This is a genomic window from Methylobrevis albus (genome assembly GCF_015904235.1).
Taxonomy (GTDB): Bacteria; Pseudomonadota; Alphaproteobacteria; order Rhizobiales; family Pleomorphomonadaceae; genus Methylobrevis_A; species Methylobrevis_A albus.
The window spans coordinates 1-20,319 of the sequence record NZ_JADZLT010000051.1 but is presented as its reverse complement, the minus strand read 5'-3'; the positions used below and the strand labels follow the sequence as shown (position 1 = coordinate 20,319).

The window sequence follows — 20,319 nt, the reverse complement described above, 5'->3', positions numbered from 1 at the left end:
CATACCGGCCGCGGGGCCTTTCCATGCACGGGGCGCGCGGGCATAGTCCGCCGCATGTCAGACCCCGCTTCGCCCTCCGCCGCCCGCCCGCCGCAGCCCGGCGACCATGTCTTCCTGGTCGACGGCTCCGGCTACATCTTCCGCGCCTATCACGCGCTGCCGCCGCTGACCCGGAAGTCCGACGGGCTGCCGGTCGGCGCGGTGGCGGGCTTCTGCAACATGCTGTGGAAGCTGCTGCGCGAAGCGGACCAGACCGCGGCGGCGGTGAAGCCGACGCATCTCGCGGTGATCCTCGACGCCTCGGCGATCACCTTCCGCAACGCGATCTACGATCGCTACAAGGCGCAGCGCCCGCCGCCCCCCGCCGACCTCGTGCCGCAGTTCGCGCTGATCCGGCAGGCGGTGACCGCGTTCAACGTCGCCTCGATCGAGATGGAAGGCTTCGAGGCGGACGACCTGATCGCGACCTACACCCGGCTTGCCCGCGAGGCGGGTGCCGACGTCACCATCGTCTCCTCCGACAAGGACCTGATGCAGCTCGTAGGTCCCGGCGTCGTGCTGCTCGACACCATGAAGGACCGCCGGCTCGGCCGCGACGAGGTGATCGAGAAGTTCGGCGTGCCGCCGGAGAAGGTGGTCGACGTGCAGGCGCTCGCCGGCGATTCGGTCGACAACGTGCCGGGCGTGCCGGGCATCGGCATCAAGACCGCCGCGCAGCTCATCACCGAGTACGGCGACCTCGAGACGCTGCTCGCGCGCGCGGCCGAGATCAAGCAGCAGAAGCGGCGCGAGAACCTGATCGCCTATGCCGACCAGGCGCGCATCTCGCGCCGCCTCGTCGAGCTCGACACCGCCGTGCCGCTCGCCGCGCCGCCGTCGATGCTCACCGTCCGCGGGCTCGACGGCGCGCGCCTCGTCGCCTTCCTGAAGGGCATGGAATTCAGCACGCTGACCCGCCGCGTCGCAGAGGTGACCGGCACCGACCCCGGCGCGGTCGAGGCATCGTCGATTCGCGTCGTCGGCTGGCCGCCGGAGGCGGCGGACGCCGCCCCGGGAGGCACCGGCGAACTGCTGGCAGCCGGCCCCGGCGAGGACGCCGCCCCGTCCGATCAGCCGTCCGCCTCCCCCGCCCCGGCCCCGATCGCCAGCGGCACCGGCTCGACGCCGCAGGCGCTCGCCGCCGCCCGGGCCGCCGAAATGCTCGGCGCGCCGGTCGATACCGCGGCTTACGAGACCGTGCTCGACCTTGCCGCCCTCGACCGCTGGATCGAGGCCGCGATGGCGGCGGGCGTCGTCGCCGTCGATACCGAGACCTCGTCGCTGGACGCCATGCAGGCCGAGCTCGTCGGCGTCTCGCTGGCTGTCGCCCCCGGCAAGGCCTGCTACATCCCGCTCGGCCACCGCGACGGCGCCGGCGACCTGCTCGGCGGTGGGCGGATCGCCGGGCAGATCGACATCCGCGACGCGCTCGCCCGGCTGAAGCCGCTGCTCGAGGCACCGTCGGTGCTGAAGGTGGCGCAGAACCTCAAATACGACTGGCTGATGTTCGTGCGCCACGGCATCACCGTCGCGCCCTACGACGACACCATGCTGCTCTCCTATGCGCTCGACGCCGGTCGCGGCGGCCACGGCATGGACGAGCTGTCGCAGACCCATCTCGGCCACAAGCCGATCGCCTACAAGGAGGTCGCGGGCTCGGGCAAGACGATGATCGGCTTTGCCGAGGTGCCGATCGACCGCGCCACCGCCTATGCCGCCGAGGACGCCGACGTGACGCTGCGGCTCTGGCGCGTGCTGAAGCCGCGCCTCGTCGCCGAACGGCTCACCACCGTCTACGAGACGCTGGAGCGGCCGCTGGTGCCGGTGCTCGGGCGGATGGAGCGGCGCGGCGTGTCGGTCGACCGGCAGATCCTGTCGCGGCTCTCGGGCGAGTTCGGCCAGACGATGGGCGGGCTCGAGGCCGAGATCCACGACCTCGCCGGCGAGCGCTTCAACCTCGGCTCGCCGAAACAGCTCGGCGAGATCCTGTTCGACAAGATGAACCTTTCCGGCGGCAAGAAGACGAAGACCGGCGCCTGGGGCACCGGCGCCGACGTGCTGGAGGAGCTCGCGCTGCAGGGGCACGAGCTGCCGCGCCGCATCCTCGACTGGCGCCAGCTCGCCAAGCTGAAATCGACCTATACCGACGCCCTGCCCGGCTACATCCACCCCGAAACCGGCCGGGTGCACACGTCCTATTCGCTCGCCTCGACCACGACGGGACGCCTCTCCTCGTCCGAGCCGAACCTGCAGAACATCCCGGTGCGCACCGAGGAAGGCCGCAAGATCCGCACCGCCTTCGTCGCCGCCCCCGGCATGAAGCTGATCTCGGCCGACTACAGCCAGATCGAGCTGCGCATCCTCGCCCATATCGCCGAGATCCCGCAGCTCGTCGCCGCCTTCGAGGAGGGCATCGACATCCATGCGATGACGGCGTCGGAGATGTTCGGCGTGCCGGTCGCCGGCATGGACCCGATGGTGCGGCGCCGAGCGAAGGCGATCAACTTCGGCATCATCTACGGCATCTCGGCCTTCGGCCTCGCCAACCAGCTCGGCATTTCGCGCCAGGAGGCCGGCGACTACATCAAGCGCTATTTCGAGCGCTTTCCCGGCATCCGCGGCTACATGGACGCGACGCGGCGCTTTGCCCGCGACAACGGCTTCGTCGTGACGCTGTTCGGCCGCAAGGCGCATTATCCGGAGATCAACTCGCCGAACCCCTCGACCCGCGCCTTCATGGAGCGCGCGGCGATCAACGCGCCGATCCAGGGCTCCGCCGCCGACGTGATCCGGCGCGCGATGGTGCGGATGGAGCCGGCGCTGGAGGCGGCCGGCGCCGAGGCGCACATGCTGCTGCAGGTGCACGACGAACTGATCTTCGAGGTGCCGGAGACCGGCGTCGACACGGCGCTGCCGGTGATCCGCCGGGTGATGGAAGAGGCGGCCGATCCCGCCGTGCGGCTGAAGGTGCCGCTGCAGGTCGACGCCCGCGCCGCCGACAACTGGGACGCGGCGCACTGACCAAAAAAGACGCCGCGCCGAAGGACTGGCGCGGCGCTAGGGGCCTTGGAGACGGGGTCGCCTCAGGGAAGAACGACGCCCGTCAGGCGGGGATGAACTGGCCGAACTTGCCGCGGTGATAGACCAGCGGCTCGCGCTCGGCGGCATGGGTACGCAGCAGGCGGCCGATCATGATCTCGTGGTCGCCGCCCGGGTGGCGGTTGTCGACCTCGCATTCGAGATGGGCGAGCGCACCGGCGATCAGCGGCACGCCGCCGATGCCGACTTCGATCGGCAGGCTGGCGAATTTGTTCTCCGACGGCCGGGCGAACTGCATGGCGACGTCGCCCTGATCGTCGGCGAGGATGTTCACCGCGAAATAGCGCGCGGCGCGGAACACCGAGAGGCTCGGCGCCTTGAGCGCGAGGCTCCAGAGAATCAGCGGCGGATCCATCGACACGGCATTGAACGAACTCGCGGTGACGCCGGCGACGGTGCCGTCCGGTCCGCGCGTCGTCACCACGGTGACGCCGGTGACGAAGCGGCCGAGCACGGCGCGGAAGGTGGCCGGATCGACGAGCCCCGGGGACGGATCGCGGCCGGGCGCCTGCGTGCCTGCACCGGTCGGCGCTGCAGCGTCGGCGGTGGCATGGGTCGGCAGGGCGGCGGTCTTGGCGACGGCGTTCATCGGCTCTCTCTCCTCGAAACGTCTGGCGTGAGAAGAACCTAGCCGGGCATCGGTATAAGGTGGTAATGATAATAAATCGAGGAAGCTATCAGGCGGGCTGATGGGATGCTGAATCTGCGCCAGTTGGCCGCTTTCGTCGGCGTCTATGAGGAAGGGTCGTTCTCCAAGGCGGCGCGGCGGCTGAACGCCACGCAGTCGGGTCTTTCCATGCAGAACCAGAACCTCGAGGACCAGATCGGGCTGAAGCTGTTCGAGCGCTCGGCGCGCGGCGTGGTGCCGACCTATGCCGGGCACCGGCTCTACGAGCGGGCCGTTTCGATCCTGCGCGAACTCGACGAGGTCTCGGCCGAGATCAAGGCGCTCGCCGGCGGCGTGAGCGGCGAGGTCAAGGTCGGCCTGATGCCGACCTTCACCCGCGGCGTGCTCGCTCCGGCGCTCGCCGGCTTCCTCGAGGAGCATCCGAACGTCAAGGTCTCGGTGATCGAGGCCTACAGCGCCGTGCTGACCGACGCGGTCGCCGGCGGCGCGCTCGATTTCGCCGTCGTGCCGCGCGCGCCGCACCGCGAAGGCCTGCGCACGCGCTGGCTCGGCGCCGACCGTGAAATGCTGGTGCGCCGTCCCGGGCCGGGGCCGGCGCATCTCAGCCCGGTGCGGCTCTCCGACATCTCGCCGCTGAAGCTGGTGCTGCCGGCGCGCGGCAACGCGCGGCGCGACGCCTTCGACACCTATGCCGCGCTGCACGGCATCCGCATCGACACGCTGATCGACATGGACGCGATGATCGCGACGCTGGAGTTCGTCGCCAACTCCGACTTCATGACGATCCTGCCCGAAACCATCTGCCTCAACGACCGCGCCGGGCGCGAGCGGGCGCTGCACCCGATCGCTGAGCCGTCGCTGTCGGTGGATTTCGCCGTGATCGAGCCGGCAAAATCGGCGTTGTCGCCGGCGGCGGGGCTGCTGCTGCAGCGGCTCGAGGGCCAGTACCACACCTCAAAGCGCCTCTGGTCGGTGGTGGACGAGATCACCGGCCATCAGCCGAACTGATCCCCCGTATCAGTTCTTATCGCTTTATGCGGTCGGGACCGCCGACTAGCCTCGCCGCCAACGACCAATTGCGGGAGAAAGGCGTTCCCCCATGCACATCGGCTTCTTCACCATGCCGATCCATCCGCTCGGCCGCGACTGGCGCGAGACGCTGAAGGAGGACCAGGAGGCCTTCCTGCTGGCCGACGAGCTCGGCTTCAGCGAGGGCTACGTCGGCGAGCACGTCACCGACCTCGCCGAAAACATCACAAACTGCGTGGTGTTCCTCGCGACGCTCGCCGGGCGCATCAAGCAGATGCGGCTCGGCACCGGCACCGTGAACCTGCCCAACAGCCATCCGGCGGCGATCGCGGCGCAGATCTCGATGCTCGACCACCTGCTCGACGGCAAGTTCAACTTCGGTATCAGCCCGGGCGGCCTGCTCTCCGACGCCGAGATCTTCGGCAACCTCGACGCCGACCGCAACGCGATGTTCCTCGAGGGCATCGACGCGATCATGAAGATCTGGACCGGCGAGCCGCCCTACGAGATCGACGGCAAGTACTGGAAGATCTCGACCGCGCGCACCCTGCTGCCGGAAATCGGCCAGGGCATCATCGGCAAGCCGCTGCAGCGCCCGCACCCGCCCGTCGTCGTCACCGCCGTCGCGCCGTTCTCGAAGGGCGTCACCGCCGCGGCCGCGCGCGGCTGGGAGCCGATCTCGGCCAACTTCCTGATGCCGAAGTGGGTCGCCACCCACCGCGACTCCTATGCGGAAGGCTGCCGCCAGGGCGGCCGGCCGGTGGACTTTTCCAACTGGCGCGTCGCAAAGAGCATCTTCGTCGCCGACGATGCGGCGACGGCGCGCGAGTACGCGCGCGGCGAGGGCAGTCCCTACGTCCACTATTTCAAGTCGCTGTTCACCAAGCTAGTCAAGAACGGCCGCTCGAACCTCTTCAAGGAGGATCAGTCGATGCGGGACGAGGATCTCACCCTCGACTACGTGCTCGACCGGCTGGTGATCCACGGCACCCCCGACGAGGTCGCCGACAAGCTGCTCGGCTTCCGCGAGGAAGTCGGCCCGTTCGGGACCCTTCTCTATGCCGGCCATGACTGGCGCGACCCGGCGCTCGCCAAGCACTCGATGCGCCTGATGGCCGAAAAGGTGATGCCGCAGATCAACGCGGCGATCGGCGAAGACAACAAGGAAGCTGCGGAATGACGTCCACCACGACCACCGTCCGCTCGGGCGACGCGGACCTCTTCGTGCGCATCGACGGCGATGCCGGCTTGCCCGCGATCATCCTCGGCAACTCGCTCGCCGCCGACCACCGGATGTGGGACGACCAGATCCCGATGCTGACGCGCAGCCGCCGCGTGGTGCGCTACGACACCCGCGGCCATGGCCAGAGCACGGCGCCGGAAGGTCCGTACAGCTTCCCCATGCTGGTCGCCGACATGATCGCGGTGCTCGACGCGCTCGACATCGACCGCGCCGACGTGATGGGCCTGTCGCTCGGCGGCATGACGGCGCTCGGCGTCGGCCTGGAGCATCCCGGCCGCGTCGGCCGGCTGATCTGCGCCGACGCGCGCGCCGACAACCCGCCGCCCTTCGTCGCCTTCTGGGACCAGCGCATCGCGGCGATCCGCGAGGGGGGCATCGAGGCGATCCTCGCCGGCACGCTCGACCGCTGGTTCACCGTCACCGAGCGCGAGAAGCGCCCGGATCTCGCCGAGCGGTCGAGCGCGATGATCCTCGCCACCAGCCCGGACGGCTACATCGCCTGCGCCGAAGCGCTGAAGGGCCTCGACTACCTGCGCCGGCTGCCGCAGATGCAGCCCGAGACGCTGTTCATCGTCGGCTCCGAGGACATGGGCGCGCCGCCGGATGCGATGCGCGCGATGGCGGCGGCAACGCCGGGCTCGCGCTTCGTGGTGCTGCCGGGCTCGGCGCATATCGCCAACATGGAAGACCCGGCCGGCTTCGACGCCGCGATCGCGGAATTCCTCGACGCGGGCCGCGCCGCGGCGGAATGATGGCGACGCCCGGCGCCCCGCGCCGGGCCGCCCGAGATTGCATGGAGTAGCAGACGCATGGCCGAACTCACCCTCGCCGCCGCCGACACCATCGCGGCGGCGACGCTCGCCGACGGGCGCAGCCGCGGCGCGCAGCCGCTCACCGTCGTGGTGCTCGACGCCGGCGGCCATGTGGTCGTCGCCAAACGCGAGGACGGCAGCGGCATCGCCCGCTTCGAGATCGCCAACGGCAAGGCCTGGGGCGCGCTCGGCATGGGGATTTCCTCGCGCGGCCTCGGCGTGCGCGCGGCGAAGATGCCGGCCTTCTTCACCGCCGTCGCCGCCGCCACCGACGGCCGCCTCGTCCCGGTGCCCGGCGGCGTGCTGATCCGCGGCGCGGCCGGCGACATCATCGGGGCGGTCGGCGTCAGCGGCGACCTTTCCGACGTCGACGAACTCTGCGCCGTCGCCGGCATCGCCGCCGCCGGCCTCACCGCCGACATCGAGGAGCGCTGAGCGATGGGCGAGTTGCTCGGCGGCAAGACCGCCCTCGTCACCGGCGCTGGGCGCGGCATCGGCCGCGCCGCGGCGCTGGCGCTCGCCGCCGAAGGCGCCGAGGTCGTCGCGGTCGCGCGCACCGCCGGCGACCTTTCCAGCCTCGCCGAGGAAGCCTCCGACGGGCCGGGCAGCATCGTGCCGCTCGTCGCCGACGTGCTCGACCCCGGCTTTCATGCCCAGGTCGAGGCGATGCAGGCGCTCGACATCGTCGTCAACAACGCCGGCGGCAACCGGCCGAAGCTGATGGTCGACGTCGACGACGAGACGCTCGACTGGATGATCGACCTCAACATCCGCTCGGTCTACAAGGTCGCCCGCGCCGCCGCGCGCGCGATGAGCCGCATCGGCAGCGGCGGCGTCATCGTCAACATGTCGTCGCAGATGGGCCATGTCGGCTCGCCGAAGCGCACCGTCTACTGCATGACCAAGCACGCGGTGGAGGGGCTGACCAAGGCGATGGCCGTGGAACTCGCCCCGGCCGGCATCCGCGTCGTCTCGATCGCGCCGACCTTCGTGCTGACGCCGATGACGGCGCCGATGTTCGAGGACCCGGAGTTCCGCCGCTTCGTGCTCGACATGGTGCCGATGGGCAAGCTGCCGACGCCGGAGGACATCGCCGACGGCATCGTCTTCCTCGCCTCCGGCCGCGCCGCCTTCATCACCGGCGACAGCCTGCGCGTCGACGGCGGCTGGACCGCGCGCTGAGCGCGGCTCAGCCGATCGCCGCGATCAGATCCGCCGAGTTCGCGATGAAGCCAAAGCACTGGCGGACGTTGTAGACGGTCGCCTGCAGGCAGAAGTCGGGCGACGTGGTGCCCGAGCAGTCTTCCAGCAGGATCGTGTCGTAGCCGCGAAAGTTCGCGTCCATCAAGGTGGCGAGCACGCACTGGTCGGCGTTGACGCCGCCGAACAGCAGCGTCGTCACCCCGAGCGTGCGCAGGATGCTGTCGAGCGGCGTGTCCGGGAAACCCGACATCCGGTACTTTGCCACTTCGACGTCGCCCGGTTGCGGGCGGAGTTCGTCGACCACCGCCGCCGCCCAGCTGCCGAACTCCAGCACTTTCGCGCCATTAGCCGGCAAAGCATCGCCGAGGCCGACTTCCGTGCCGGTCGGATTGTAGACGTGCAGCAGGGCCGGCGAGAGGTTCAGCCGGTCGGGCCGGTTCCCCCAGGAGACATAGATCACCGGGACTTTCGCGGCCCGCAGGACCGGCAGCAGTGTCGCCAATGGCGCGATCGGGGCGCGGGCGGGGGTCACGTCGACGCCGATCGATGCGAGCCAGCCGTCCGGGTGGCAGAAGTCGTTCTGCATGTCGACGACGATCATCGCCGTGCGGGCGAGGTCGACGGTGATCGCCTTCGCCCCCGCCGGCAGCGTCGCTGGGCGCGGCTGAATGGCGGGGCGCACGAGATCGGCGCGGGTGGCGTCCACCCGCCAGGCGGTGGCCGGCGCGGCGCCGAGCGGCGTCAGCCCGTCTTCCCTCGGCCCATCCGCCATCACGCGGCGCTCCGCGTCAGCGTGGCGATGTCCTCGGCGTCGAGTTCGACCGGGATCCCGGCGCGGATCAGTTCGGCAAAGCCCTCGTTCGGGGTCATCACGGTGAGCGTATAGAGCTTGGTGGTGCCGGTGTTCTCGACGATATGCTCGTTGCCGGGGTGCAGCAGCAGCGCGTCGCCGGCCTTGATGGGGAGCGCCTCGCCGTCGCAGCGGGCGATGCCCTCGCCGGCGATCACATAGAAGAACTCGTGCGCGCCGCCGTGCTCGTTCGGCGGCGTCGCGCCGCCGACGGTGAAGATCTCGACGACGAAGATGTTCGCGATGCCGTCGCTCGCCTCATCGAACAGCAGGGCGAAATAGTTGCTGTCGGTGGGCGCGATCCGGAACGCCTTGGCCTTGGCGACGCTCTCGAAACTGAAGTGCTTCATGCTCGGTCCTCCGGGCGGGGCAAGGATCAGGCGGCGGGATAACGGCGGGCGCGGGCGTCCGCCGGCGGCATGCGCAGCGGCAGGTGGCCGGCGTCGACGCTGCGCCCGGTCGCCATCGCGTGCATCTCGTCGAGATAGGGGCGCATTTCGGCGGCGCCGGCGTGCATCGCCGGGCAATGGTCGCGGCGGAAGCGCTCGGCCGCCTCGGCGATCTCGGAGCGGATCGCCGCCTCGTCGATGCGGGCGAGCCGGCGCTCGTGCATGACGACACGGCCGCCGACGATCGAGGTGCGCACCGCCTCGGAGGTCACCGAGAAGGCGATCTGGTTGATCGGGTCGTGCAGCGGCAGGAAGCCCCAGTCGTGGCGGTCGAGCAGGATGACGTCGGCGAGCTTGCCGGGCTCGATCGAGCCGACCTCGTGCTGCATCAGGCCGGAGCGGGCGGCGGCCGTGGTCGCCATCTCGTAGACCTCGTGTGCCGACACCCAGTCGCGGTAGTCGTGGCTGCCGATCTTGTGCAGCCCGGCGGCGACCTTGATCGCCTGGAAGATGTCGGCGGTGTCGCCCGAGGCGACGCCGTCGCAGCCGAGCGCCACGTTGACGCCGGCCCGCTTCAGCTTGCGCACCGGCGCGACGCCGGAGCCGAGCTTGAGGTTCGCCAGCGGATTGTGGGTGATCGAGCAGCCCGCGTCGCCCATCAGCGCGATGTCGTCGTCGGTGAGCCAGATCGCGTGGTTCATGGTCATGCGCCGGGTCAGCGCGCCGACGTCGGCGAGATGGCGCACCAGGGTGGTGCCGTATTTGGTCTGCCCGGTGACGGCCTGGGTCTTCGTCTCCAGCACGTGGCAGTGCATCGGCAGGTCGAGACTGTCCGAGAGGTCCGCCACCTCTTCGAGCAGCCGGTCGGAGCAGCGCTGCGGGCCGCAGGGGCCGAGAATGATGCGGATGCCACCCTCGCCGTGCCACTTGGCATGGTGCTGGCGGAACAGGGCAATCTGCTCGTCGGCGCCGGGGATCGGCATCGCGTCGAGGCGGCGGCGCAGCGCCGGGGGCACGAGGTCGCCGATGAACGGCAGGCTGTCGCAGAAGCTCTGGTCCCACATCGAGGCGGTGATCCAGCCGCGCAGGCCGAGGTCGCGATAGGCGGTGGCGGTGGCGTCGACGGCGTCCTCGGTGAAGGCGAGGTTGATGACGTCGTCCTGCAGGCTGGTGACGCCGGAGCGCAGCGAGATGATGCCGACCAGCATGGCGCGCAGGTAATGCTCGCGCCAGGTGAGCGCCGGCGCCCCGAACGGCGGATAGACCTCCGACATCCAGATCTCGAGCGGCAGGTTGTCGTAGCGCCCCATCTCGAAACCTTCGTTCGAGTGCATGTGGGCGTCGACGAAGCCGGGCAGCACGATGCGGTCGACGGCCTCGATCACCTCGACCTCGCCGAGGGCGGCGGCCGCGGCGGCAAGGTCGGCGCCGACGGCGGCGATACGCTCGCCGACGATCAGCACGTCGCCGCGGTCGAAGGTGGTGCCAGTGGCGTCGTTGGTGCGGATCAGGCCCTGGCGCAACAAAAGCGGCATCGTCTGTCTCTTCCTTGGGCATTTTTTCGGGCGTGCGCGGGTGTCCGTGCGCGCCGCGGCGGCATCTTTCCGGCCGCCGTGCCCCGCTGCTTGCTCAAGCCGTGCCAGATGCCCGACCGGCCGAGGTGGCCGGCCGCGCCGGCCGGCCGGCTTCGTCAGGTCAGATCGCGCGGATCAGGCCGCCGTCGACGCGGATCAGGGCGCCGGTCGTGTAGCTCGCGCGGGTGCTCGCGAGGAAGGCGACCATGGCGCCGAACTCGTCCGGGTCGCCGTAGCGGCCCATCGGGATGGTCTTGCGCGATTCCTCGGTCACCACCGCCGCCTCGCGGCCGGTGCGCTTCGCCGCCGCCGCGTCGAGTTCGGCGACGCGCTCGGTGTCGATCCGGCCGGGCAGCACCGTGTTGACGGTGACGCCGTCGGCGGCGACCTCGGCGGCGAGGGTTTTTGCCCAGCCGACGATCGCGGCGCGCAACGCGTTGGAGACGCCGAGGTTGGGGATCGGCTGCACCACGCCCGACGAGGCGATGGTGATGACGCGGCCCCAGCGGTTCGCCCGCATCGCCGGCAGCAGCCGGCCGGTGACGAGGAACAGCGCGGCGACCATCGCCTCGAACTCGCGGCTCCAGCGCGCCGCGTCGACCTCGGCGACCGGGCCGGGCGCCGGGCCGCCACCGTTGTTGACGAGGATGTCGAAACTCGTATCGCCGAGGCCGTCGAGGGCCGCCTCCAGCCCGGCGCGATCGGCGAGGTCGAGGCGCAGGGTGGAAACGCTGGCCCCCGTGGCGGCGAGGCTTGCCGCGGCGGCGTCCAGCCGGGCGGGGTCGCGGCCGCAGAGCGTCACCACCGCGCCTTCGGCGGCGAGCGCGCGGGCGGAGGCGAGGCCGAGGCCGCGGCTGGAGCCGAGGACGAGGGCGCGCTTGCCGGTGAGGCCGAGATCCATGGGTTTTCTCCTTCTTGGGGGACGGGAATGCTTCTGGGAACGGAATTGCGGACCACCACGCCGGTGGCGGGGGGCGCCGGTCAGGCGGACAGGCGTCCGGGTGGTCAGTCGGTGGCCGGCTCGGGCGCGTCGCCGCGGCGGCGGGCGGGCTCGGGCGCGACGGGCGGCGTCGCGGCATAGGCGTGCGAGAGGTGCGCCCGCATTTCGGCCGCCGCGCGGGCGAGGTCGCCGGTCGCCACCGCCTCGATGATGTCGAGATGCTCGCGGCACCAGTCGCGCACGCGGCGGCGATTGGCGTAGCCGCCGAACTCGAGCAGGCGGCGCAGCCGGTTCTGCTGCTGGATCGCCTGCAGCAGGAAGACGTTGCCGCTGAATTCGGCGAACAGCTCGTGGAAGGCGGCGTCGGTGGCGAAGAGCTGGCTGGCGTCGACCGAGGCGATGTTCGGGTGCGAGACGAGGAAGACGTGCTGCAGGCGCATCCGCTCCAGCGCCGCCGGGTCGGCGCGGAAGCTGGGCAGCAGGAAGCCGGCGGGCTCCAGCGTCAGGCGGAAATCATAGCTCGCCTTGAGCGCGGTCAGCGAATCCAGCGTCGGCTGGAAGGTCCAGCCGTGGCCCTTGTTGCGGGCGACGAGGCCGTCCTCGGCCATGCGGGCGAGGGTGCGCAGCATGACGAGGCGGTCGACGTCGTAGCGCCGGGCGATCTCGCTCTGGGTCAGCGTGCCGGGGATCGCGCCGGCGAGGCGGTCGCGCACCAGTTGCTCGTAGAGCTGCTGGTCGGCGCTGGACGGCACCTCGAACTCGATCCGGTGCAGCGCGTCGAAGGGCTTCAGCAGGAAGAAGCCCTGGTTGCGCCGCGCCTCGACGATGCCGCGTTCGGCGAGCAGCGCCAGCGCCATGCGCACCGGGGTGCGCGACACGCCGAGCAGGTCGCCGAGCTGCTGCTCGCGCAGATGGTGGCCGGGCTCGAAGCGGGCCTCGCGGATGAGGTCGAGGATCTGGTTCGCCAGGCGGAATCGGCCCTGGCCAGCGGCACGCGACATCGAACTCGGTGATCCTTCGGGCCGGCGGCGGCCGGTGCGGCCCCGACAATGGGGCGGGCGCCGTACATTGTACGACTGACGAGTATCTTTCGTACATATCGGTACAACACGTCCGCGTCGAGCCCCCGTGTCGCAACTGCGCCCACCTGCGGCACATGCCGGAAAAATGTGCACCAACGCCCAGATATGCGGCTTGACGCCGCGGCCGATCCGGCTTGTACTTTATGCATCAGAAAGAGCAATCATGCTCGCCAAAAAAGGGGACCGCCAATGCTCCGCAGACTTCTGGCCTCCGTGCTCGTGCCCTTCGTCGTCGCCGGCTCGGCGTTCGCCGCCGAGATCCCCGAGGACGCGCTGATCGAGAAGGGCGCGCTGACCTACGGCGTCGCCGCGACCTTCGCGCCGTTCGAGTTCCAGCGCGACGGCGAGCTGACCGGCTTCGACATCGACCTGATCAAGGCGCTCGGCGAGAAGCTGGGCCTGACGCCGACGGCGGCGAACATGGAGTTCAAGGGCCTGATCCCGGCGCTGCAGGGCAAGCGGATCGATATCATCAACTCGGCGATGTACATGAACCCGGCCCGCGCCGAGCAGGTCGACTTCGTGCCCTATCTCAAGATCGGCAACCAGGTGATGGTGCAGGCCGGCAACCCGGCCGGCATTACCGGGCGTGACGACAGCCTCTGCGGCAAGACCATCGCCGTCACCCTCGGCGGCATCCAGGAAAGCCAGGCCCGCGCCGACGACGAGCGCTGCAAGGCGGCCGGCCTCGCCGCCGTCACCGTGCTGACGCTGCCGACCGCGCAGGATTCCACCCTGACGCTGCGCCAGGGCCGCGCCGACGCGATCTACGACTCCACCCCCGGCGTGGTGCAGATCCTCGTCGAGGTGCCGGACACCTTCGAGGCGGTCGGCGAGGAATTCGAGTCCGACACCAGCATCGGCCTCGCCGTGCGCAAGGGCGACGCCACCATCAAGGCCGGCCTCGAGGCCGCGCTCGCCGAGATCGTCGCCGACGGCACCTACAAGGCGATCATCGAGAAGTGGAAGCTGCCGGCGAGCGTGTCGATCTTCGACTGACCGCGTCATGATGCAGGGGCGCCGCGCCGGCCCACCGCCGGCGCGGCCGTCCCGTTTCCAGCGGGCGGGCTGCCGATCGCGGCACCCGGGCCCTGCAACCCGCCTCTCCGCCGACCCGTGCCGGCGAAGGGGACATGGAAGGACCGCCGCGATGTCGCTCGCCCTCGTCTTCGACTACCTCGTTTCGCCGACCTTCCTGCGCGGCGCCATGATGACGCTGCTGCTCACCGTCTGCTCGCTCGCCTTCGGCGTGCTGATCGGGCTGGTCGTCGCGCTGCTGCAGGAAAGCCGCACCCGGACGGGACAGGCGGTGACGCTGGTCTATCTCTGGCTGTTCCGCGGCACGCCGGTGCTGTTCCAGATCATCTTCATCTACAACGTGCTGCCGTCGTTCGGCATTCGCCTCTCGGCCTTCGTCTCGGCGGTGCTCGCGCTGTCGCTGAACGAGGGCGCCTACATGGCGGAGATCCTGCGCTCCGGCCTGCAGGCGGTGAAGAAGGGCCAGCGCGTCGCCGGCCTCGCCCTCGGCCTCACCAGCTTCCAGGTGATGCGCCACGTCGTGGTGCCGCAGGCGGCGCGCATCGTGCTGCCGCCGATCGGCAACCAGATGATCGGCATGCTGAAGCTCAGCGCCCTCGTCTCGGTGATCGCGGTCGAGGAACTGCTGCTCGTCGCCAACCAGACCGCCAGCGCCACCTTCCGCTACTTCGAGGCCCTCACCGCCGCCGGCATCTACTACCTCGCGATGACCACCGTGTTCATGGCGCTGCAGATGCTGCTCGAGCGCTCGCTCGATCCGAAGAAGCGCCAGCGCGCCCGCAACGTGCCGCTCGCCGAACGCCTGCTCGGCATCACCCGCGCGCCGGCGATCCGCTGATACCGCAGTTTCGAAGGGACGCCGCCATGGCCACCACCGACATCCGCCCCGGCGAAGCCGCAACGACGGCCAAGCCGCAGCTCGAGATCATGGCGATCGACAAGAGCTTCGGCAGCAACCGGATCCTGAAGGCCTGCTCGCTCAACGTTGCGGCGCAGGAAACGCTGGTGGTGATCGGCCCGTCCGGGTCGGGCAAGTCGACGCTGCTGCGCTGCGTCAACCTGCTCGAGCCGGTCGACGCCGGCAACATCTTCTTCGAGGGCCGCGACATCACCCGCGAGGCCGACAAGGCGCACCTGGTGCGCCGCGAGATCGGCATGGTGTTCCAGAACTTCGAGCTGTTCCCGCATCTCTCCGCGGCCGAGAACATCATGCTTGCGCCGGTGCGGGCGCTCGGCATGAGCCGGGCCGACGCGCACGACATCGCCACCGCGCTGCTCGCCAAGGTGCACATCCCGGAGAAGGCCGACGCCTTCCCGGACGAGCTTTCCGGCGGGCAGCAGCAGCGCGTCGCGATCGCCCGCGCGCTCGCCATGAAGCCGAAGCTGATGCTCTACGACGAGCCGACCTCGGCGCTCGATCCGGAGATGATCCGCGAGGTGCTCGACGTGATGGCCGAGCTTTCCGCCGAGGGCATGACCAGCATCGTCGTGACGCACGAGATGGGCTTTGCCCGCCGCGCCGCCGACCGGATCATCTTCATGGAGGCCGGCGAGATCATCGAGACCGCCACCAGCGACGCCTTCTTCGGCGGCAGCGTCAACGAGCGCACCCGCCGCTTCCTCGACCAGATCCTGCACTGACCGCGACCCCATCGGACGAACCGCCGCGCAGCCGGCGGACGGCCGCCACGAGAACAGCCGAGAAACGAGCGCCAGCCATGACCACCGCCCCCGACGCCGCCCGCATGCGGCGCGACCTCGCCGCCCTCGTCGCCATCGACACGCAGAACCCGCCCGGCTTCGAGGCCGAGGCGGCCGCCGTCGTCGGCGATCTCGCCGGCGCGGCGGGCTTTGCCACCGAGACCGCCGAATACGCCCCCGGCCGCACCAACGTCGTCTGCCGGCTCGAGAACGGCGCCGGCCCGGTCTTCGCCTTCAACACGCACATGGACGTGGTGCCGGTCGGCGACGGCTGGTCGTCGGACCCGTTCACGCTCACCGAACGCGACGGCCGCCTCTACGGCCGCGGCGCCTGCGACTGCAAGGGGCCGCTCGCCTCGATGCTGGAAGCGATGCGCATGCTCGCGAGCGACCGCAGCGCCTGGTCCGGCACGCTGCTCGGCGTCTTCGTCGCCGACGAGGAGATCGCCTCCGAGGGCGCCAAGGCCTATGCGGCGACGCGGCCGGCGATCGACTATGCCGTCGTGGGCGAACCGACCTCGAACACCGTGTTCTCGGCCCACAAGGGCGGCCTGCGCCCGCGGGTAAAGGTGCACGGCCGCTCCTGCCATTCCGGCACGCCGCACCTCGGCGAGAACGCGATCTTTCGCGCCGGCGAGCTGATGACGCTGATCGCCGAGCACCATGACACCGTCGTCTCGAAGCGTACCCATCCGCTGGTCGGGCCGGCGAGCCTCACCGTGACGCGAATTGCCGGCGGCCATGCCGACAACGTGCTGCCGGGGTCCTGCGAGATGCTGCTCGACCGGCGCATGGTGCCGGGCGAGGACGAGGCCGAGGTGATCGCCGAGATCACGGCGCTGCTCGCCGACGCCGAGCGGCGCACGGGCCTGCGCGCCGAGATCGTCGGCTACCGCGCCACCACGGGCGCTGCGACCGAAACGGCAGGGGATGCTGCGATCGTGCAGGCGAGCCTCGCCGTCTGCCGCGCCAACGGCATCGCCGCCCCCGGCCCGTTCGGCTTCCAGGGCGGCTGCGACCTCGTGCATTTCCGCTCGATCGGCGCCGAGGGCGTCGTGATCGGCCCGGGCGACCTCGCCGTCGCGCACAAGTCGGACGAGTTCGTGCCGGCGGACGAGTTCGTCACCTCGTCCCTGATCTACCGCGACGTCGCGCTCGCCATGTTCAACCGGGGCTGAGGCGATGCGGGTTTCACTCCGCACGGCGCAGCTCGCCTATGGCGGCGACCTCGTGGTGCACACCGCGTCGTCGGGCGCCGTCGCGGCGCTGGACGAGCTCTACCTCTTGCTCACGGATGGTGAGACCACGGCGGTCGGCGAAGTGCGCACCAACATCGCCTATCTCAACGGCTACGCCGGCGAGGATGTCATCGCCGCGGCGGTCACGGCCGTGGCGGCGATCGACTGGTCGCGGGATCCCGAGCTGCTGATCGCCGAGATGCCCGAGCGGGCGCCGCGGCTGCTCGCGCCGGTGCGGATGCTGATCGACGGCGCGCTGCACGATCTCGCCGCGCGCCGCGCCGGCGTACCGCTCGCCGCCTTCCTCGGCGGCGCTATCCCGGCCGACGCCGGCACCGGGCACGCCAGCAACCAGACCCTGTTCCGCTCGCCGCCGGACGTTCTTCTCGCCCGCGCCGAAGCCTATGTTGCGCGCGGCTTTTGCGACCTGAAGGTGCGCCTCGGCGCCGCCGACTTCGACGAGGATGTCGCCCGCCTCGCCGCGCTGCAGGACCGCTTCGGCGACGCGATCAAACTCTCGGCCGACGTCAACGGCGCCTGGAGTTTTGCCGAGGCGCCGGGCCGGCTCGAGCGTATCGCGCCGTTCGGCCTCGCCTATATCGAGCAGCCGGTGCCGCCGTCGGGGGTCGCCGGTGACCTCAGCGCCATCGCCCGGCTAGCCGAGACGAGCCCGGTGCCGATCATGCTCGACGAGAGCGTCGCCTCGGCGGCCGATGTCGACGCCATCGCGGCGCTCGGCGGCCTGCTTTCGGCGCACCTGAAGCTCGTCAAGCTCGGCGGCGCCGGGCCGACGGTCGCCGCAGCCCGGCAGCTCCGCGCCGCCGGGGCGGGCTTCATGATCGGCCAGATGAACGAGGGCGGCGCCGCGACGGCGGCCGCCCTGCACGTCGCCGCCGCGACCAATCCCGACCACGCCGAGCTCTACGGCGCCGACGGCCTCCTCGCCGACCCCGCCGCCGGGCTCGCCTACGCCGACGGCCGCGTCGTCGCCCCGGCCGGGCCGGGGCTCGGCCTCAGCTTCGATTCCAGCAAAACCAACCTGATCCGGGAGTTCACGCCATGACATCGGGCCCATCCGCCGCCGGCGTCGTCCAGGGGGGCGAATCCGCCTTTCCGAAGAGCGAATACGACGGCCGCATCGCGCAGGCGCGCCAGCGCCTCGATGCTGCCGGCATCGACGTGATGATCATCACCGGACCGGAGAACATCTTCTATCTCACCGGCCAGCAGACGCCGGGCTACTATACGTTCCAGGCGCTGGTGCTGCCGGTCGACGGCGACCCGGTGTTCGTGATCCGGCAGCTCGAGTATTTCAACTTCATCTCCAACACCTTCATCAGCGACGCGGCCGTCTACACCGACGGCGACGAGCCGGTGACCTTCCTCACCGGCCTGATCGAGGCGAAGGGCTATGCGAACCGCCGCATCGCCATCGACAAGCGCGGCTGGTTCCTGCCGATCGCCGTCTACGAGGCGCTGCAGGCCAAGCTCGGCACCGTGCACGACGGCGCCCGCATCATCGAGGGGCTGCGGGCGGTGAAGTCGCCGGCCGAGGTGGCGAAGATCGAGCTCGCCGCCGGCTACGTCGACGCCGGCCTCAACGCCGGCCTCGCCGCGGTCAAGGTCGGCGCGTCGGAGAACGACATCGTCGCGGCGATGATGCAGGCGGCGATCGCCGCCGGCTCGGAATACATGGGCATGGAGCCGCTCACCTCGGTCGGCCGGCGCACCGGCGTGCCGCACGGCACCTGGCGGCGCAACGTGATCGCCGACGGCGAGCCCGCCTTCCTCGAGATGGCCGCCTGCCACGACCGCTACCACGCCGCCCTGATGCGCTCGGCCTGGATCGGCGCCGTGCCGACGGTCGCCGAGGAGATGGAGAAGGCGTGCCAGGACGCGCTCGCCGCCTCGCTCGATGCGATCCGCCCCGGCGAGCCGTGCTCGGCGGCGCATCTCGCCTGCCAGGCAGTGATCGACAAGGCCGGCTTCACCGAGAACTTCCGCAAGCGCACCGGCTACTCGATCGGCATCTCGTTCGCGCCCGACTGGGGCGAAGGCGGAATCCTCAGCCTCTACACCGGCGTCGACACGCCGCTCGAGCCCGGCATGGTGTTCCACATCCCCCCCGCGCTCCGGATCTACGGCCAGTTCACCGTCGGCGTCAGCGAGACGATCGTCGTCACCGAGACCGGCTGGCGCGCGCTCGGCACCATCCCGCGCCCGCTCGCCCGCATTGCCGCCTGACGACCTGAAGAAGAAGAGAAAGACCATGCAGGACATCGATGAGAGCCGCGCCCGGCTGAAGGGCATCTTCAACATCACCGTGACGCCGTTTGCGGCCGACGGCGCCTTCGACTTCGCGGGCCTTGCCCGTTCGATCGAGCGGGTGATCGGCCTCGGCTTCGACGGCATCCTGATCGGCGGCACCTACGGCGAGTTCCCGGCGATGACCGTGCCGGAGCGGGCCGAGATGTTCCGCCGCGTCATGGACGTCGTCGGCGACCGGGTGCCGGTGATGCTGTGCTCGGCGGCCTCCGACGCGCGCGACGCGGCCGAACTCACCAAGCTCGCCGGCGACCTCGGCGGGCTGCCGATGGTGACGCCGCCGTTCGTCTCGGAAGTCACCGACGGCCAGATCGACGCCTTCTTCCGCCAGATGGCGCCGCTCTCGAAGACCGGCATCCTGATCTACAACGCGCCCGGCATCGGCATCACCCTGTCGCCGGAGCTGATCGAGCGGATCTCCGACGCGCCCGGCGTCGTCGGCGTCAAGCAGGGCGACCTCTCGCCGACGGCGATCGACAAGATCGGCAACCGCCTCGCCGGCAAGCTGCGCCTGTTCTGCGCCTCGGACCTCGCCTTCCTCGGCCCGATGGCGCTCGGCTTCGACGGCATCAGCTCGACCAACTCCGGCGCCTTCCCGGAGCTGATCCTCGCCGCCTTCCGGGCGATCGAGCGCGGCGACGCGAAGACCGCCGCCGAACTGCACCGGATCTGGTACCCGTTCCGCGAGCTCGCCCGCCGCTTCGGCCAGCCGCAGACCACCAAGGCGGCGATGAACCTGCGCGGCTTCGACGGCGGCCACGTCCGCGCCCCGCTCATGGACCTCGGCCCGGCGGAAATCGCCGCGGTGAAGGCCGTGGTGGAGCAGCTCGCCGGTGACGGGCGGACCGGGGTGAAGCTCGCGGCTTGAGGGAATTTTGGGAGGGGGTGTGCCGTGTGGCCTCCCCCCTCCCTGTCCCTCCCCCGCAGGCGGGAGAGGGGACGATGGGCGATAAGTCTTTAACATAACGACGTTTCGCCGGACCGAAGCGTCACTCGGGACGGCAATCCATCCTCCTGCGTCCCCTCTCCCGCGTGCGGGGGAGCGACTGTGTTTCGGGTCAAGCGCTTTGCCATGGTTTCTTGTCCCGGATGATGGCGTTGAGGATGGTGAGGAGCTTTCTCGCGACGG

19 protein-coding genes are annotated in these 20,319 nt (G+C 70.4%); 13 read left to right on the top strand and 6 right to left on the bottom strand.

Annotated features, from left to right (window positions below; translation table 11 throughout):
* Window positions 1–54: 54 nt before the first annotated feature.
* Complete coding sequence (gene polA, locus I5731_RS12565; RefSeq protein WP_197311753.1) at window positions 55–3,060, top strand: DNA polymerase I; 3,006 nt, start codon at window positions 55–57, stop codon at window positions 3,058–3,060.
* 82 nt (window positions 3,061–3,142) lie between these two features.
* Here the strand turns inward: polA and I5731_RS12560 are convergent, their stop codons facing one another.
* A complete protein-coding gene (locus I5731_RS12560; RefSeq protein ID WP_197311752.1) occupies window positions 3,143–3,727 on the bottom strand; it encodes a flavin reductase family protein in 585 nt (194 codons plus the stop codon).
* 105 nt (window positions 3,728–3,832) lie between these two features.
* On the opposite strand from I5731_RS12560, the gene I5731_RS12555 reads away from it, so the two are divergent.
* The 5 genes from I5731_RS12555 to I5731_RS12535 all read left to right on the top strand — a co-directional run bounded on the left by I5731_RS12555 (window position 3,833) and on the right by I5731_RS12535 (window position 8,032).
* The gene (locus I5731_RS12555; RefSeq protein ID WP_197311751.1) at window positions 3,833–4,774 is read left to right on the top strand and encodes a LysR family transcriptional regulator; all 942 of its coding nucleotides are present in this window, start codon (window positions 3,833–3,835) and stop codon (window positions 4,772–4,774) included.
* 91 nt (window positions 4,775–4,865) lie between these two features.
* Window positions 4,866–5,975: an LLM class flavin-dependent oxidoreductase gene (locus I5731_RS12550; protein WP_197311750.1), complete on the top strand. Its 1,110-nt coding sequence runs from the start codon at window positions 4,866–4,868 to the stop codon at window positions 5,973–5,975.
* On the top strand, window positions 5,972–6,790 hold the full coding sequence (locus I5731_RS12545) for an alpha/beta fold hydrolase (protein ID WP_197311749.1): 819 nt from the start codon (window positions 5,972–5,974) through the stop codon (window positions 6,788–6,790). The genes I5731_RS12550 and I5731_RS12545 overlap by 4 nt, the downstream gene beginning before the upstream one ends.
* Window positions 6,791–6,847: 57 nt before the next feature.
* Window positions 6,848–7,285, top strand: a complete 438-nt coding sequence (locus I5731_RS12540; RefSeq protein ID WP_197311748.1) for a GlcG/HbpS family heme-binding protein — start codon at window positions 6,848–6,850, stop codon at window positions 7,283–7,285.
* Window positions 7,286–7,288: 3 nt separating this feature from the next.
* Window positions 7,289–8,032 (top strand): SDR family NAD(P)-dependent oxidoreductase, encoded by a 744-nt coding sequence (locus tag I5731_RS12535; protein ID WP_197311747.1) that lies wholly within the window; start codon window positions 7,289–7,291, stop codon window positions 8,030–8,032.
* Window positions 8,033–8,039: 7 nt separating this feature from the next.
* Here the strand turns inward: I5731_RS12535 and I5731_RS12530 are convergent, their stop codons facing one another.
* The 5 genes from I5731_RS12530 to I5731_RS12510 all read right to left on the bottom strand — a co-directional run bounded on the left by I5731_RS12530 (window position 8,040) and on the right by I5731_RS12510 (window position 12,807).
* Window positions 8,040–8,825, bottom strand: coding sequence for a cysteine hydrolase family protein (locus I5731_RS12530; RefSeq protein ID WP_197311746.1), 786 nt, complete (start codon window positions 8,823–8,825; stop codon window positions 8,040–8,042).
* Window positions 8,825–9,253, bottom strand: coding sequence for a cupin domain-containing protein (locus I5731_RS12525; RefSeq protein WP_197311745.1), 429 nt, complete (start codon window positions 9,251–9,253; stop codon window positions 8,825–8,827). The genes I5731_RS12530 and I5731_RS12525 overlap by 1 nt, the downstream gene beginning before the upstream one ends.
* 26 nt (window positions 9,254–9,279) lie before the next feature.
* Window positions 9,280–10,827, bottom strand: a complete 1,548-nt coding sequence (locus I5731_RS12520) for an amidohydrolase family protein (RefSeq protein ID WP_197311744.1) — start codon at window positions 10,825–10,827, stop codon at window positions 9,280–9,282.
* A 160-nt stretch (window positions 10,828–10,987) separates the two neighbouring features.
* Window positions 10,988–11,767 (bottom strand): SDR family oxidoreductase, encoded by a 780-nt coding sequence (locus tag I5731_RS12515; protein ID WP_197311743.1) that lies wholly within the window; start codon window positions 11,765–11,767, stop codon window positions 10,988–10,990.
* 104 nt (window positions 11,768–11,871) lie between these two features.
* Window positions 11,872–12,807 carry a GntR family transcriptional regulator gene (locus tag I5731_RS12510; protein ID WP_197311742.1) on the bottom strand — a complete coding sequence of 312 codons (936 nt, stop codon included), beginning with the start codon at window positions 12,805–12,807 and terminating at the stop codon, window positions 11,872–11,874.
* 270 nt (window positions 12,808–13,077) lie between these two features.
* On the opposite strand from I5731_RS12510, the gene I5731_RS12505 reads away from it, so the two are divergent.
* The 7 genes from I5731_RS12505 (at window position 13,078) to I5731_RS12475 (ending at window position 20,058) form a co-directional block, all read left to right on the top strand.
* Window positions 13,078–13,887, top strand: coding sequence for an ABC transporter substrate-binding protein (locus I5731_RS12505; RefSeq protein WP_197311741.1), 810 nt, complete (start codon window positions 13,078–13,080; stop codon window positions 13,885–13,887).
* A 151-nt stretch (window positions 13,888–14,038) separates the two neighbouring features.
* The gene (locus tag I5731_RS12500; RefSeq protein ID WP_197311740.1) at window positions 14,039–14,764 is read left to right on the top strand and encodes an amino acid ABC transporter permease; all 726 of its coding nucleotides are present in this window, start codon (window positions 14,039–14,041) and stop codon (window positions 14,762–14,764) included.
* A 26-nt stretch (window positions 14,765–14,790) separates the two neighbouring features.
* Window positions 14,791–15,567, top strand: coding sequence for an amino acid ABC transporter ATP-binding protein (locus I5731_RS12495; protein ID WP_328838743.1), 777 nt, complete (start codon window positions 14,791–14,793; stop codon window positions 15,565–15,567).
* Window positions 15,568–15,644: 77 nt separating this feature from the next.
* Entirely contained in the window at window positions 15,645–16,805 is a 1,161-nt protein-coding gene (locus I5731_RS12490) for a M20 family metallopeptidase (protein ID WP_197311739.1), read from the top strand.
* 4 nt (window positions 16,806–16,809) lie between these two features.
* A complete protein-coding gene (locus tag I5731_RS12485; protein WP_197311738.1) occupies window positions 16,810–17,928 on the top strand; it encodes a mandelate racemase/muconate lactonizing enzyme family protein in 1,119 nt (372 codons plus the stop codon).
* Window positions 17,925–19,109, top strand: coding sequence for a M24 family metallopeptidase (locus tag I5731_RS12480; protein WP_197311737.1), 1,185 nt, complete (start codon window positions 17,925–17,927; stop codon window positions 19,107–19,109). The genes I5731_RS12485 and I5731_RS12480 overlap by 4 nt, the downstream gene beginning before the upstream one ends.
* A gap of 25 nt (window positions 19,110–19,134) precedes the next feature.
* Window positions 19,135–20,058, top strand: coding sequence for a dihydrodipicolinate synthase family protein (locus I5731_RS12475; protein WP_197311736.1), 924 nt, complete (start codon window positions 19,135–19,137; stop codon window positions 20,056–20,058).
* The last annotated feature ends 261 nt before the right edge of the window (window positions 20,059–20,319 follow it).